The sequence below is a fragment of the Gilliamella sp. Choc5-1 genome (assembly GCF_001690595.1).
GTDB classification, from domain to species: Bacteria; Pseudomonadota; Gammaproteobacteria; order Enterobacterales; family Orbaceae; genus Gilliamella; species Gilliamella apicola_M.
The window spans coordinates 51175-66703 of sequence record NZ_LZHH01000086.1 but is presented as its reverse complement, the minus strand read 5'-3'; the positions used below and the strand labels follow the sequence as shown (position 1 = coordinate 66703).

The 15529-nt window shown below is 33.3% G+C and carries 14 protein-coding genes, 1 tRNA gene and 1 pseudogene; 9 read left to right on the top strand and 7 right to left on the bottom strand.

The window, feature by feature from the left end; translation table 11 throughout:
* Positions 1-67: 67 nt before the first annotated feature.
* From A9G35_RS07785 to A9G35_RS13930, 3 genes and pseudogenes are all read left to right on the top strand, one after another.
* A complete protein-coding gene (locus tag A9G35_RS07785; RefSeq protein ID WP_065636378.1) occupies positions 68-367 on the top strand; it encodes a transposase in 300 nt (99 codons plus the stop codon).
* Entirely contained in the window at positions 355-1203 is an 849-nt protein-coding gene (locus A9G35_RS07780; RefSeq protein ID WP_141673826.1) for an IS3 family transposase, read from the top strand. The genes A9G35_RS07785 and A9G35_RS07780 overlap by 13 nt, the downstream gene beginning before the upstream one ends.
* A 24-nt stretch (positions 1204-1227) precedes the next feature.
* Positions 1228-1344, top strand: a pseudogene (locus A9G35_RS13930) (IS481 family transposase); the annotation flags it as partial.
* Between the two features lie 112 nt (positions 1345-1456).
* On the opposite strand, the gene rtcR reads toward A9G35_RS13930, so the two are convergent.
* Positions 1457-3067 (bottom strand): RNA repair transcriptional activator RtcR, encoded by a 1611-nt coding sequence (rtcR, locus tag A9G35_RS07775; protein ID WP_065636376.1) that lies wholly within the window; start codon positions 3065-3067, stop codon positions 1457-1459.
* 314 nt (positions 3068-3381) lie between these two features.
* On the opposite strand from rtcR, the gene A9G35_RS07770 reads away from it, so the two are divergent.
* From A9G35_RS07770 to A9G35_RS07760, 3 genes are all read left to right on the top strand, one after another.
* Positions 3382-3457: transfer RNA gene (locus tag A9G35_RS07770), tRNA-Pro, on the top strand.
* 701 nt (positions 3458-4158) lie between these two features.
* Entirely contained in the window at positions 4159-5310 is a 1152-nt protein-coding gene (locus A9G35_RS13705; protein WP_065636381.1) for a slipin family protein, read from the top strand.
* 55 nt (positions 5311-5365) lie between these two features.
* Positions 5366-6586: an RtcB family protein gene (locus A9G35_RS07760; RefSeq protein ID WP_065636375.1), complete on the top strand. Its 1221-nt coding sequence runs from the start codon at positions 5366-5368 to the stop codon at positions 6584-6586.
* A gap of 227 nt (positions 6587-6813) precedes the next feature.
* Here the strand turns inward: A9G35_RS07760 and A9G35_RS07755 are convergent, their stop codons facing one another.
* The 4 genes from A9G35_RS07755 to A9G35_RS07740 all read right to left on the bottom strand — a co-directional run bounded on the left by A9G35_RS07755 (position 6814) and on the right by A9G35_RS07740 (position 10612).
* The gene (locus A9G35_RS07755) at positions 6814-8595 is read right to left on the bottom strand and encodes a DUF2326 domain-containing protein (RefSeq protein WP_065636374.1); all 1782 of its coding nucleotides are present in this window, start codon (positions 8593-8595) and stop codon (positions 6814-6816) included.
* On the bottom strand, positions 8582-8830 hold the full coding sequence (locus tag A9G35_RS07750) for an ABC-three component system middle component 8 (protein WP_065636373.1): 249 nt from the start codon (positions 8828-8830) through the stop codon (positions 8582-8584). The genes A9G35_RS07755 and A9G35_RS07750 overlap by 14 nt, the downstream gene beginning before the upstream one ends.
* Positions 8814-9788, bottom strand: a complete 975-nt coding sequence (locus tag A9G35_RS07745) for an ABC-three component system protein (protein ID WP_065636372.1) — start codon at positions 9786-9788, stop codon at positions 8814-8816. Before A9G35_RS07745 ends, A9G35_RS07750 begins: the two co-directional genes overlap by 17 nt.
* Before the next feature lie 110 nt (positions 9789-9898).
* A complete protein-coding gene (locus A9G35_RS07740; RefSeq protein WP_065636371.1) occupies positions 9899-10612 on the bottom strand; it encodes a JAB domain-containing protein in 714 nt (237 codons plus the stop codon).
* 153 nt (positions 10613-10765) lie between these two features.
* Here A9G35_RS07740 and A9G35_RS07735 point away from each other — a divergent pair, with 153 nt between their 5' ends.
* Positions 10766-11512 carry a hypothetical protein gene (locus tag A9G35_RS07735; RefSeq protein ID WP_065636370.1) on the top strand — a complete coding sequence of 249 codons (747 nt, stop codon included), beginning with the start codon at positions 10766-10768 and terminating at the stop codon, positions 11510-11512.
* Positions 11513-11780: 268 nt separating this feature from the next.
* Here A9G35_RS07735 and A9G35_RS07730 read toward each other — a convergent pair whose 3' ends face one another.
* Positions 11781-12218: a hypothetical protein gene (locus A9G35_RS07730; protein WP_065636369.1), complete on the bottom strand. Its 438-nt coding sequence runs from the start codon at positions 12216-12218 to the stop codon at positions 11781-11783.
* A gap of 628 nt (positions 12219-12846) precedes the next feature.
* Here A9G35_RS07730 and A9G35_RS07725 point away from each other — a divergent pair.
* Both A9G35_RS07725 and A9G35_RS07720 read left to right on the top strand, forming a co-directional pair.
* Positions 12847-13602: a nucleotidyltransferase domain-containing protein gene (locus A9G35_RS07725; protein ID WP_065636368.1), complete on the top strand. Its 756-nt coding sequence runs from the start codon at positions 12847-12849 to the stop codon at positions 13600-13602.
* Between the two features lie 15 nt (positions 13603-13617).
* A complete protein-coding gene (locus A9G35_RS07720) occupies positions 13618-14682 on the top strand; it encodes a nucleotidyltransferase domain-containing protein (protein WP_065636367.1) in 1065 nt (354 codons plus the stop codon).
* A gap of 122 nt (positions 14683-14804) precedes the next feature.
* On the opposite strand, the gene A9G35_RS07715 is transcribed toward A9G35_RS07720, so the two are convergent.
* Positions 14805-15320 (bottom strand): hypothetical protein, encoded by a 516-nt coding sequence (locus A9G35_RS07715; protein WP_065636366.1) that lies wholly within the window; start codon positions 15318-15320, stop codon positions 14805-14807.
* Positions 15321-15529 lie beyond the last annotated feature (209 nt).

The window sequence follows — 15529 nt, the reverse complement described above, 5'->3', positions numbered from 1 at the left end:
CTACACTAATTCATACAACTTTTTTAAGGGGTAAGGTAAACTTATCACAACTAAAAAAGGAACAAATATGAATAAGATTAAACGCAAAAGACGAACATTCACAGATGATTTTAAACACCAAATGGTCAGTCTTTATCAACATGGTAAATCACGTAGTGAAATCGTTGCCGAATATGATTTGACACCATCAGCTTTGGACCGTTGGATAACGCAATCAAGCCAAAGTGGCTCATTTAAAACAAAAGATAATCGCAGTCCACAAGAACAAGCGTTAATCGCGTTGCGTAAAGAGCTTAAACAGCTGCGTATGGAAAATGATATTCTAAAGCAAGCAGCACTGATAATAGGGCGAAAATCGCTATCCTAAAAGCAAATCGACATCGTTATAGCATAACAAAGCTATGTCAATATTTAGGATTATCAAGATATTATGCTTATTATCAGTGTAAATTGAATAGACAAAAATCAGTAGGGCTTTATGCCGATAAAATCGTGACGCTATTTAATCAGAGCTATCAGTCTTATGGTACAAGACGAATTCGTTTTGATTTACAAAAAGAGAATATTTGGGTGTCACGCCGTTACATTGCTCGGGTGATGAAAGCCTTATTGCTGGTATCAAAATACACCGTTAAACGTTATCAATCTCACAATACGGAAGTGAATGAAACCGCCACAGAAAATCACCTGCAACGACAATTTGATGTAGGTGATAAAAAACAAATTGTTGTTGCGGATTTAACGTATATTCAAGTTAAGCAACGTTGGAACTATTTATGTGTTTTAGTGAACTTATCCGATAGGCAGATTGTCGGTTACCATGTTGGTCAACATAAAACAGCAGAGCTTGTTATGTCGGCATTAAGCCAAATTAAACAACCATTATCAAAATTAGATTTATTTCATTCAGACCGCGGTAAAGAGTTTGATAATCGGTTATTAGCGGATTGTTTTAAGACATTTAATATCACGCATTCATTAAGCAAGAAAGGGTGTCCTTATGACAATGCGGTAGCGGAAGCGACATTTAAAACAATTAAAACGGAATTTGTAAAAGGCCAACGTTTCAACTCAACGGCTGAGTTACAACGCGCTTTTTCGGCTTATGCTTATTGGTATAATCATAAACGATTACATTCTTCGTTAGGCTACTTGCCTCCCGTTGAATTTAAAAAACACTTACCCCTTAATTTTTTTGTTTGAAAATGTGTTGCCATTCCAATGTTTAAACTTGAAAAGTCCATTGAAAATAAATTAAGGCGACAAGCTAAAGGCGATAACAAAACCTATCCGGGTGAAATGCTACACGTTGATACCAAACGTTTACCTTTACTTAAAAATGAAACAAAATAGCAAACGAGAGAATATTTATTTGAATAGCTAACGTTTTTGTCAAAATAAATCCACTTTTGATACCTGTGGATTTAGCTCTATCATATTGGGATTAAACAATTGGCTATTGATGAATTAACTGCCAACTCAAACCAAACTTTGCCAAATATTTTTTTAATCGATCAGCATCATTGCTACATTGTTTTTTTATGCGAGACACAGCGAACAATTTTCTGCCAGCTTCAGATAAACAGCTACTTTTTTGGCAGATTTCAATCACCTTTTCCAGTTGGAAGCGATCAAATTCATCTATTTCTAATGGAATTAAAGAGTCATCTGATTTGTGTTTCCCCCAGTTTTGTTTTAAGCGTAGAATCTCTTTTTCTACTTGTTCCAACGTAATATTAGCTTGTGGTGCTAACGTTGCCATACGAATAATCGAGCTATTCAATTCACGAAAGTTACCCTGCCATAATGCTTCCTGAGAGGTAGCAAAAGCTAAATAAGCACGTCTTGATTGTTGATTGAAACGCGGCATAATACCGTATTCTTTAGCATAACGCGCCAATTCATAATCAATATTCGGTTCGATATCTTCTTTTCGTTCGGCTAAACTCGGCAGTCGGTAACTCCACAAATTGATTCTGGCAAACAGATCTTCACGAAATTCACCATTCTCAATCGCCAATTTAAGATCTTTATTAGTCCCAGCAATTAATTGAAAATCACTCTGAATCGGTTTATCACTACCAAATGGATAAAATTGTTTCTCTTCGATCGCTTTTAATAACATTGCTTGTTCATCAAGACCAAGTTCACCAATTTCATCTAAAAATAATAACCCCCCGTCAGCATTTTTAAGTAATCCAGTACGAGCGAGATTTGCACCCGTAAATGCTCCTTTCACATGGCCAAATAAGGTTGACATTGCACTATCACCTCGTAAGGTGGCGCAGTTAATTTCGACAAATTGACCGTTAATTTGATGATTAGTGTGTTTTAGTAAATAAATTTGTTTAGCTAAAAATGATTTACCTGCACCAGTTGGCCCACACAATAAAATAGGGGCATGCGATCGGCTAGCAACCTGTTCTATTTCAGCAATTAATTGATTAAATTGTTGGTTACGAGTAGCGATACCTGACTTTAACAGATCTGTTGCTTGAATGGCATATTGTTGAAAACGGGTTAAGATTTTATCATAACGATGCAAATTCAAATCGATGATATTCATATTACCGTAAGGTACTTGCGCAATGATATCTGCTTCCTCTAAGTTATATTTTTTTTCCATTATCTCCTTTTTGGATGGTGGAGACATTTGTAATAATTTAGCTGGATAATAGCGCGATTCTGCTAGTAAAAACCAACAAATCTGTGCGACATGCGTACCTGTTGTGATATGCAAATAATACTCTTCTTGTTCTGAATTAAATGAGTAGTTTTTCGAAATATCAAAAAGGCAGGTATAAACTTGTTCAAAATCCCATGGATCATCTATATTTACTGCGATTGGCCTTACTTCGGTTTGTGGTGATAAAATTTTAATATCTTTAACAACTTCGCAAAGCAGATGATAATCGTTTTGATAATAGAGTAATTCAAATCGAGTTAATGGTAGATCAGATTGATGACATAAATCGATAGTCGGTCGCCATTGCAACCATCGTCGTTTACCTTTACCACGTTGATCCAGTACATTTCCTAAAAAACCAAACACTACATTCTTTTTCATTTTTATAAGAAATTATAAATAACTAGATAAAATTATAAAAAATAAATCTATTACAATCTACTTATATTTTATCAAAAAATATTTCAATCTTATTATTCATATATAAATCAAACAATTATAAATAACTTTTTATTTTTTGAAAATTTTGGCACACTTTTAGCATTATTGAATGTACCTAAGTAAACATATGCTGTTTTTTTATAGCAGCAAGGTACATAGCGAATACTTTACGTATTTATCCATGGGATAAAGGAGCCAAAGATTATCAACATGTATTTCTAATTATGTGATTAGGTTGCTGTATTAAAGCAAATTTTTGAATAGTTCATCAGGTAGAACAATCGACAAGGAATCGATATGTGGTAGGTTCGAGTCCTACTTCAAAAACCAAAAATGAAAGTAATAATAAACACAATCAGTGATCGTGTTGAATAAGAAAGAGGTAAAGCTGTATTACCACTTTCTTATTCACCAGTTTAAACCGGTTAACTTAGTGATCAATAAAAATGGCTAAGATAAAAAAACTGGATAATAGGCAGAAAGTTAAACACCAATAAGAAGGATTATTTTCTTATTCACTTTAATGCTCCCCCTATTATTTCGTTACTTAACCCGTGCAAATTGGCACAAACACGATGGCTGATTGTCGTAAAAGGAATAATACAATGATAAAAACCATTAAAGTAAAAAAATATGAAATTGCAGTATTATATAAACATGGCGAGATTACTCAGATCTTAACAGCAGGTGTTTACCATAAAGCCGATCCATTCAATACGCTTAGTTATAAAATAATTGATTTAGCTGTATCCAAAGTAGCCGAAGAAATTGCTGAACAACTACTTAACTTTTATCCAACCATTGTTAAACAGCACTGTTATTTGGTCGATGTAGCTACTAATGAAATCGCATTACGTTATGAACAGCAAAAACTAGTTGAAGTGATTTTACCTGCAACCAAAACATTATATTGGAACAGCTATAAATCTCACTCAATAAAAAAAGTGTTATTACAACAAGATTATGCATTACCGACTGAAATTACTAATGAATTATTGCAAGCAAAAAACACTAATGAACCAATTAATAATATCGATAAATTAGTTCTACATCATTTTATTCATGAACAAATCGGTACTTTATTTGTTGATAACCAATTAATAAAAATTATTGCGCCAGAAACGGTAGTCGGTTACTGTCCATTTAAACACACTATTGTACTTGGTAAATTTAATTTACGTGAAAACCGTATTGATGATCGTATCGCTAATGCCATTGAACAGCGTACACCACAGCAACTATTACAATTTTGTATAGCAATGGACGTTGGCGCTAACGAAGTAGGGTTGCGTTATGAAAATGATTTGCTAGTTGAAATTCTACCGCCAGGAACAAAACGACTTTACTGGAAAAATAGTGATAAACAACATATAGTTAAGGTTGAGTTAAATAAGGGGTATACCTTAAATAATGAAATGATTGAACAATTATTACAACCAAAACTACGACAAAAAGGCATCATAGGCGATAATGGCGTATTAATCGCCCAAGTGCCAGCTTATCATGTAGGAGTATTAAAAGTTAATGGCCAAATTGAGCAACTATTAACTGCGGGTATCACAGCTTATTGGCGTTTTAACCGTGAAATATCGGTTGATATCGTTGATACTCGTTTGCAAGTATTAGAAGTTGCAGCTCAAGAAATTTTAACTAAAGATAAAGTGAATTTACGTATCAATTTGGTTGCAAACTGGCGTTATACAGATGTTTTAATGGCATTTGAAAAAACAGCAAGCCCTGCTGAATTACTTTATCGAGAACTCCAGTTTGGTTTACGTGAAGCAATTGGCACTCGCACATTAGATGAATTGCTTGAAAATAAAAGCATCATCGATGAAGTGGTAAGTAAGCATGTACAAATGCGTTTAGAAGGTTTTGGCATTGCAACTATCTCGTTAGGAGTAAAAGATATTATTTTACCTGGCGATATGAAAGCGATTTTATCGCAAGTGGTTGAAGCTGAAAAATCAGCACAAGCCAATGTGATACGTCGCCGCGAAGAAACCTCGGCCACTCGTTCATTATTAAACACAGCTAAAGTGATGGAAAACAACCCAGTGGCTTTACGCTTGAAAGAGATGGAAACCCTAGAACGCATTGCCGAACGTATCGATAAGATCTCGGTAGTGGGGGGACTAGATCAAGTATTACATGGTTTGATTAATATCCAACCTAAAGGTTAAAAATAAAAATGTAACATCATGCAATTAACGTTGCATGATAAAAAAGGAATAAAGCATGACACACTATAACTTATTACAAACAGATAATGCAAAACCAATAAAAATGTGGACAAAAGGCGTGCCTGTTGAAGAAGAAGCCAAAACACAATTAACCAAAACGGCACAATTACCGTTTATTTTTAAACATATCGCCGTCATGCCTGATGTACACGTAGGTAAAGGATCGACTATCGGTAGCGTGATCCCAACCATAGGCGCAATTATACCGGCAACTGTCGGGGTGGATATTGGCTGTGGCATGATTGCTGTGCAAACGTCTTTAATAGCGAGTGATTTGCCCGATAATTTATTACCGTTACGGCATGAAATTGAAAAAGCGGTACCACATGGTCGATCGCCTCATAACCGTCGACAAGATATTGGTAGCTGGCAAAATCCACCATCACTAATCGATAGTTATTGGCAACAGCTATTACCCGGTTTTGAAAAATTAACTGAAAAATACCCACGTTTTTTAAATACTAATAACTACCGACATTTAGGAACACTTGGCACTGGCAACCATTTTATCGAAATTTGTTTGGACGAAGCCGATCGAGTTTGGATTATGTTGCATAGTGGATCACGTGGTGTAGGTAATGCTATTGGTAGCTTTTTTATAGAAATGGCTAAAAAAGATATGGAAGCCCATATCAAAAATCTACCTGATAAAGATTTAGCTTATTTACAAGAAGGCACTGAACACTTTCAAGATTATGTTGATGCTGTGCATTGGGCGCAAGAATTTGCAAGACTCAACCGTGAAGCAATGATGAATAATGTTATTTTAGCAATGCGTAAAGTCATTACTAAACCATTTACCACCCACATGTCGGCGGTAAATTGTCACCATAACTATGTACAAAAAGAGCAACATTTCGGTGAAGACATTTTCATTACACGTAAAGGTGCAGTGTCTGCTCGAAAAGGTGAACTAGGGATTATTCCGGGATCAATGGGAGCTAAAAGCTATATTGTGCGAGGACTTGGTAATGAAGAAAGTTTCTGTTCATGCTCACACGGTGCAGGGCGAGTTATGAGCCGAACAGAAGCTAAAAAGAAATTTACCATTGAAGACCAAATTAAAGCAACAGCACACGTTGAATGCCGAAAAGATGCCAACGTGATTGATGAAATCCCAATGGCATACAAAGATATTGATGCGGTAATGACAGCCCAAAATGAACTGGTCGAAATTGTCCATCAATTACGACAAGTTGTGTGTGTGAAAGGGTAATATTGACACAGTTATGACCGCCCCAAATGGGGCGGAATTGTATATTAATGGCGGTTGGGGCTATATGATGGGGTAATGCCCGTCCTTTTATTTTTTGCGAAATGCTTGCGATATCACTACACTTTAAAATTCAAATTTCTTCTTCACTGAGAGAATTCATTTAATGTATTCAGACTTAATCAATGATAAGATTTTCATTTACTCAACTTTGTTTTCGATTTATTTAATTACCAAGATGGTAATTTAAATAATCTTCCTTGTATTCCTTCATCATGTAATACCAATGCAATTTCATCTTTATTAAAGAAAATATTGTTATCAAGTGGAATATCTGAATCAATTACAGTAATAATTTGTTGAATATCTAAAATAGAATATTGCCTTATCACATTCAGAAGATTGATCTTTGTTCTGTCATCTAAAGATTCAAATATCCCATCATGATAAACAAAACGAGGAAAATTATCTTTAAGATGAGCGCGTAATATAGCTAAATCAAAAGCCACACATAATAATTTTTTATAAGTATGTCCATCATCAGCACTTGTTGAACAACCAGCTTCATCTAAAATATCAGCACTAAAGTCAAGATGACCTTCTCGATTAATTTTGACATTAAGTAATGCTTTTCGAGAAATAACATCTTCAATAATGCGACTGAAATACAACCTAATTTCTGAAAATAAACTTGTTTCCTGTTTATTTTGCATCTCTAAATCTTTTTCCATATCAATTTGAATTTTTTGATATTTTTTATTTAACTGCCTAATTTCAGTCCTAAGCTCTTGCAATTTATGAATAAACTCTTTTTGCCTTTCTAAAAAAGCAATATCAGCTTTTAAGGTAATTAAATCATTAGATATTTGTTTATATTTATCAAAAATATCTGTTTCACCTAAAAATGATAAAGTTTGTGTTCTTTCTTCACCTAATTGCAATAAGGTTTGATTAATATCTATTAACTCTTTTTTTATTGATGATAGTTCTTCTTTTAAATATTTATGTCGTTCTTCCGTAATCGCGCGGTTAAACTTAATAAGTTGATTAAAATCTTTTTTTAATTGCTTAGGGAAAAGAATCCCGACTTCTTTGTATAAGCTTTCGGCCTTATCAGGATCAAATAATATTTGTTGTTTTTGTAAAGATAATTCTATCTTTTTTCGATTAAACTCTAATGAATAACGTCTTTTATTTAATGTGGCTATTTTCAAATCTAATTCATCAATGAGTTTTTTTGTTTTTACTTGATCTACTGAATGAAAATCAAACTGATCCAATAGCCGTTGTCGCTCATTAACATCTTGTTGTTTTAATAATAAGAGCCCATCAATCCGACTAATATCTTCAATTGAACCGCCCAACTCTTTTTGTACTATATCTTCTCTATTTCTTGCATCCTTAAGTTGAGATTCAAGTTCATAGTGTTTTGTAATTAAATCAGAATTAAAACCAAGAATATGAGCAAGAAAGGGTTTCCAGTCTTTATGTTTAGATGCAAATTTTCTTAATTGAAAAACATTACGATAATCATCTTGAGAACGTAATAAATAACCTAATATTTTGCGATAAGGCCATGGTTTGAGGCAGTAAAAATTCAATATACTATCTAAAATTTCTTTCGCTTTATCAAATGGCACATTTTCATGATCCCAATTCGTTAATTGAGTAAAATCTTGGTGTGAATCGTTATGTTTCTTTATACTGATACGAGCTGCATTAGTGACACCTCGACGAATAGTGAGGTAAGAACCATCTTCTAATTCTAATTCTAAAAAAAATACAAATTGGTTAAACAACTGTTCATGCTTAAATAAAAAGAATTCTGATTTTTTTTGAGATAAAAAACAAAAATCAAGTAATTTGCCTAACGTCGATTTACCTAAATTATGGGTATTTTTTTTCTTATTTTCAGGCAAACGGATTTCAGCTTGAATTACGTTCAAACCTGATGAAAAAATAATTGTTTCAAATAAATCTGGTTTATTTGAATATAATTTAGATAGTTTCATTTATCCCCACATATTCGATTGAATCAGTTTTTGCATGATACTCAACTAACCCTAATAAAAAAAGAAGATTAAGCGCAGGTAGAAATAAAAAATGTCCACCTTCAACGGATTTTTTAGCATATTCTAATAAACTATCATACTTTTTTAGTCTCTTTTTCTTAATATAAGTAAGCAATAAAAAAGACATGTTAATAATAGTCTTATCCGGATGAGTATGTTTATTGGGTCTTAGCATCTTCATTCTTACCTATATCACAACTCCAATACATAAAAAACAACATGACATTCACTAATCGTTTATGTTTAACTTGTCTTAAAATTGGGTCTCTATCAACTAATAACTTTGATAAGTAATTCATTATGTCATCAAAAGTCTGATAATCTTTTCTTTTTGCAATAATATTTAAACAAAACTCATTTGCAGCAAGATCATAACGTTCACGTAATTCACTATTTTCAGCTAAAGATAGAAAAGATTCAATTTCATTAACATCTTTGAGGTAACGCCGCTTAAGCTCATTAGCATAAGCCTCAGTCATATTATTTAGCTGATTTTTTCTAGCATAAGTGGTTCGCTCAATATTGATATCGGTTAAACTTCTTTCAAGTGTTCGCGCTTGATTTGCAAATGCCTGGATAACTTCTGCTAAATCGTCAGGACTAACAATTAACGGACTATCGATAGGATCTAGTTCAGCGATTCTCATTATTTCAGGATATCGTTTAAGATAAAGTTCTATCTGATTAATATCTATGATCTTTACTGATACTATATCGACTTCAATATAGTCTGAAATCGTTTTACATATTTCACTCTCTGCATTACCAGTTAAACGACGATTAGTAAACAAGACATAATTATCTAGCTCGCCTTGATCTTTTAACTTTTTGATACGAATCAGTTCACCACCAATCACGGTATTTGGGTTAGTTTTCTTTTCTTTATTATAAAAATCAGATTCAGAGCAATTACGATTATAGCCATTAGTATGTTTGGCTTGAATAATTGTTGTTCCAACCCAAGGTGAACTTCTACTGGGAAATAATTCGGCAGTACCAATAAATTTAGCGTCTCGCCCACCATCAGGCCCCTTAGCAAATCCTTGTGTAGAAATACCCATTATATGTTGGCAGATAACAACAACTAATTTTTCAAATTGCTCATCACTCATATCTTCATAAGCATATTTCATAAAATGTGTATTCCTTGCTACTAAAAATTTCAAATATTATAACTGTGTTTATATACATAACAATAATAAGCTTATTATTTTACGAGACAGTTCACATTTTTTGAAACTCATTACTCTTTCATCGTTTTCTTTTTCAGAATTTTTTGTACTTCTTTAGCATCAATTTCCATAATTGTAGCTATTTGTTCAATGGAACTATCTTTTTGAGATAGTGCATGTACTAACCTTTCTTTTTGCTCTCGTTCATGCTTTGCGACCAGTTTTGCAGTTCTAGCTTTTTCCTCAGCAGTTTTTACTTTATCATTTGCTACCGCCAACTTCTCTTTCGCAATTTGTTTTTCTTGTTTACGAATGCGTTCAACCACTTGGTAAGTCGGAACATATTTCAGGCTTTGTTCGAGTTCTTCCATTAGTTTGATGCTGCGAAAGCTGATATAGGTTTTTGGGGTGATAATTAAATGGTCGGTAAGTTCGATATTTAAAATATGGGCAACTTGAATTAAGCGGTCGGTGATGTCTTTATCCGCCGCTGAGGGGATCAGCGATCGGGACGGGTGATTATGCACCAAAATCACGCGAGAGGCGTTTTTCATCACCGCAACACGAAATACGTTCATTGGCTCAATGTTGACCGATTTATACGATCCAAGCGCAATTAGTTCAATATACAGGATATAACCGGCTTGATTCATACCAATAATCCAAAGATGTTCCTTTTCTTGGTCGATCTTGTTTTCACGCAATAACACACGCTGCATAATACTGTACACGTCGTCCGTGCTTTCAATATAGCGTTTGTCATGTTTGGTTAGTTTAATATCCATCTTATCGCCTTGTAAAATCACACAAAAATAATATAGCATATTCTGTTTATGCAAGGCAGTGGTTAATCAAATAATTCCACCTGTTCAGTTTTTAGGTTATATTATTTGTAAAAAATATTCAGGAGTCTATACCGTTTCAAAGGAGGATTAACAATGTATCACTCTATTTTACCCAACGAGCAGCATTCTGCTGCTGAGCGATTTTTGCAACGAGTGCCAGTGTTAATCGCAACAAGTCCATTATGTCGACGCCTTAAGCCTGTCGCATTACTGATTGATATTGCGCCCATGACATTAATTGCTCTGCCACATAGCTTGATTGCCAATAAATTTAACCTTTCACCACGAGCTGCTCAAAGGCGAGATAACGTTATTCGTCAGTGGTTAGCGCTGTATGAGCCTGATCTTTATCAAGCGGTACTTAACCTTACACAATCGATGCCGGCAGAAGTGTCTCGACAAGCTCAGGCATTTAAGTCATGGCTGGCCGAGCTACTTGATACGTCAGATATGCCTTGCGATTATTGTGGATCGCTAAGCACAGTTCGCATTGGGCACCGTCTTAATTTTCGTTGCCGAACTTGTCGCCGAACGTTTAATCCACTCAAAAAGTATTATCTTGATAAGTTATCTCATTGTGAACGGTGGTTGCCTTTTATTGATTTATTGCTACAAGGTGAAACATTTAAAACCATTAACCAGCAATTGGGAATCAATACCGATACCGCCGCTAAGTGGCAACGTTATTTTTTAGGAATAATGGAATTACAAGGATTTTTAGTATTGGCTAACTATTGTCAAATAAAGCGACGCCAACGTTGCCGTCAAATATGGTTAGACATTCACACAGGTGACACGTTTTTACCAACTGGTAAGTCACATTTTAGATCTAAGTCATAGTAATAATTAATGTGGTTGTAAAAAATATTCAGGAGTCTATACCGTTTCAATTATAACTCATTATGTTCAATCATTTTTTAATGGTAATAGGCAAAGGGCTTTAAAAACCTTAAAAGCGTTAAAAAATTCCGATATTAAAGCAGTAAAGGACAACATACAAACATTGATGAGCTTAAAATAAGACAAGAAATACAGGATGACAATCCAATCAGATGAGTTCCACAGTATAAAATAGTTGAGCGATTTTCTGGCTGATTTAGGCAATTGATTATTGCTTCAAAGTAAGCTTACTTGATATTTTTTGTATCCCACCAATAGAATAATGGCAGCATAATAAAATTGCCGGATATATTATAAAATTAAGGGTTATCATTGATGTGACACCTAACATCTCCATAATAAAATTTAGATTAAAAATCAATTTATTAGTATCTTCCACAATTAACATGAAGAAAATTGGAGACATTAAGGTAATGATAAAACCAATTGGCACTGCACAAATCACTAAACCTATCGGTTGTTTTATTTTATTTAAAAGAAAGATTGAAATCAGAATAAAACAGAAATAACACAAACCATAACATATCAAATAATATAATTCTGGTGTGCGATGTTTTGCGATAATCACTCGATAACACCATTGGTAACTTAGATAGGCACCTATAAAGTTAAACAATACGATAATTAATAAATTAATTATTTTCATTAGTTTTCCCTTTTTTATCTTCAATCTCTTTTACCGCTTCTTCCAAAGAGCTAGGTAACCGATAAAGTTCTTGTAGACCATATTCATGCAAAATGTGTACCTAGTTGTGTGAAATTGTCCATCCTTGTAGTAAATAAATAGCTTCGACATCTTGCTGACTATTTTTTCTACTTTATTGGTTAAATTGTTATATATGTCATTTTTACACCAACAAAAATGGGACTTTGGGTTGCCACTTACGCATAATGATGCCTCTGTTTCTTATTTAAACATGCGTTTGATTATATTGCATTAATTAATCAAATAGCAACTCTATTTTATTGATCTGATGGAGGATAAAAGATATGTGACATTGGCTAACTATTGTCAAATAAAGCGACGCCAACGTTGCCGTCAAATATAGTTAGACGTTCAAGCAGGTACCACATTTTTACCGACTGGTAAGTCGCATTTTAGATCTAAGTCATAGTAATAATTAATAAGGTTGTAAAAAATATTCAGGAGTCTATACCGTTTCAATCATAACTTATTATGTTAAATCATTTTTTAATGGTAATAGCCAAAAGGCTTTAAATGCGTTAAAAATTCAGATATAAAGTAGGGTAAAGAAAATAATAGGATAGCTGTAATGCAAAACCGCATAAAACAAAAATTAGCAGAATTAGCACAACAACATAATATCCATATACTTTATGCTTGCGAATCGGGCAGTCGGGCGTGGGGTTTTCCATCGCCGAATAGTGATTATGATGTGCGTTTTATTTATGTTCACCCGTTGGATAAGTATTTAGCCATTGATAACCCTGCTTCACATTTAACTTTTCCTATTGATGATGAGCTGGATTTGCATGGTTGGGATTTAAAAAAAACTTTACAATTGATCCGCAAATCAAATACTACCCCGTTTGAATGGTTGCAATCACCCATTATTTATCAACAAAATGCACCAATTGCTAATAAATTATGGCAACTTTGTTCCAATTTCTTTAATGCTAGGGGTAATATTTATCACTATTTAGGTATTGCCAAAAGTGCCTTACAAAGCAGTGAAGGACAACAAATCGGTATCAAAAAACTGTTTTATGTATTAAGACCTTTATTAAGTGCCAAATGGTGTTTAGAAAAACAGCAAATCGCCCCCATGGCCATTACGCCATTATTGACACTATTACCTGATGATTTAAGCCAGCAAATCAATGATATTATTGCCTTAAAAGCAACCATGACTGAATCAACGCCTATCACTATTGATCCCAAAATATTATTGTTTATTGAACAATCCATGATTGAGATTGAAAAAAGCGTACAGGCTATTGCTGAACAACATTTTAAGGCCGATAAGTTAGATCACTTTTTTATACAAACATTGATGAGCTTAAAATAAAACAAGGAAGACTAAATGACAATCGACGATTTAAAAGCACAAAACTTAATCTTATTTGAAGTGATCAGCGGTAGCCGTGCATTTGGTTTGGCTACTGAAACATCAGATACCGATATTAAAGGGGTGTTTTATCTACCTAAAAATAAGTTTTATGGACTCGAGTATATTCCGCAAATTAGTAATGAAACTAATGATATCGTCTATTATGAATTAGGTCGCTTTGTTGAGTTATTGCTAAAAAATAATCCGAATATTTTAGAAGTATTGGCTTCTGCATCCGACTGTATTTTATATCAGCATCCAATTATGCAGCAGTTAACCCTTGATCTATTTTTATCCCAACAAACTAAACAAACCTTTGCTCACTATGCTATGTCACAAATTAAAAAAGCTAAAGGATTGAATAAAAAAATCAATAATCCCATTGAGGTGAAACGTAAAACGGTTCTTGATTTTTGTTATATTATTCAAGGTCAGCATGCTTATCCCCTCACCAATTGGTTAAGTGAAAAGCGTTTTGAGCAACATTTATGTGGTTTAGTGAATATTCCACATAGTCGAGATTTATATGCAGTTTTTTATGATGCATCGGGGGATTGTGGCTATCATGGCATTATTCAAAATGATGATTCGACCGAACTTTGCTTGTCGTCGGTGAAAGTAGGCACCACAGTAAATGCTTACTTAAGTTTTAATCGTGATGGTTTTTCATCGCATTGTCGTGATTATAAGGCTTACTGGCAATGGGTTGAAAAGCGAAATGAGCAGCGTTATCAAAGTAATATTAAAAGTGGTAATGATTTTGATGCTAAAAATATGATGCATACTATTCGTTTATTGCAAGTGGCGCATGAAATAATGACTAAAGGCACCATTACCAATAAATGCGCTAATCGTGATGAACTGCTCGCCATTAAAAATGGTCAATTAAGCTATGATGAGATTATGCATATCTCAAAAACATTGTTAAGCAAAATTGAAACCGCATCGCTAACATCATCACTACCTGAACTGCCTGATTCAAATGAAATTATTGCTCGGTTAATTAAAATGCGGGAGTGGTTATATAATCGATATTAAGTAATAAAAAATTATAGAATATATACAATCTAAGAAAGGAAAATCAATTACCAAAATGGTCCAAATTATAAAAATGAAATATCCAAATCATTAAGGTTATATAGAAATAGATCCTTAAATTTTTACCTAAAATGCAAATTTTTGACTTCATAGCGAACACCTGACATATTTAAATTACTAAAAAAATAATCAATTTGGTCATGTGTGTATACTCCACTCATCACCCTTCTTTTTAATTTCACTTTTTTATTTTTAAAAGCTATAAATAATATATATGCAGAATGCCATGTCTCCCTCCTAGGCTTGAAATATCCGATCTTAATGATTTTAACTTCAAGATCCCGGCAAATTGGAATATAAATTTTTGGTCTAAATTTTCGTAAAATAATAATGTTTTGTTTTGTGATGTGGAAAGTTGGAGTCAAACATAGCCATACTAAAATAGTAGCAGGAAAAAACCACACAACGTCCATTAAAAACAATATTTCATCATTACCTATAAATAAATTTATAGCAGCCAGAAAGGTAAAAACTACTAACAAAAGAGACCAAAATAAAACACCAAAAGCCAGTGCGGTTAATATAATTTCTATAAAAGATTTTTTTAATGGTTTATTTTGTTTTCTTCTTGTGTTCATTTTTTTCTATGTTTTTTAACGATGATAAATCTACCATTTTCAATGGTATTCTTACTGATCGAATTATAATTTATAATTTATTATTTTATAATAATTATTTTTATATAGCAAATTCTAAAAATCAAAATTATCCCAATAAATATGATTGAAGAATATTTTTTAGTATAAAACGAATGTATTATTGCTCTATTTCTCGATAGCTTTACTAA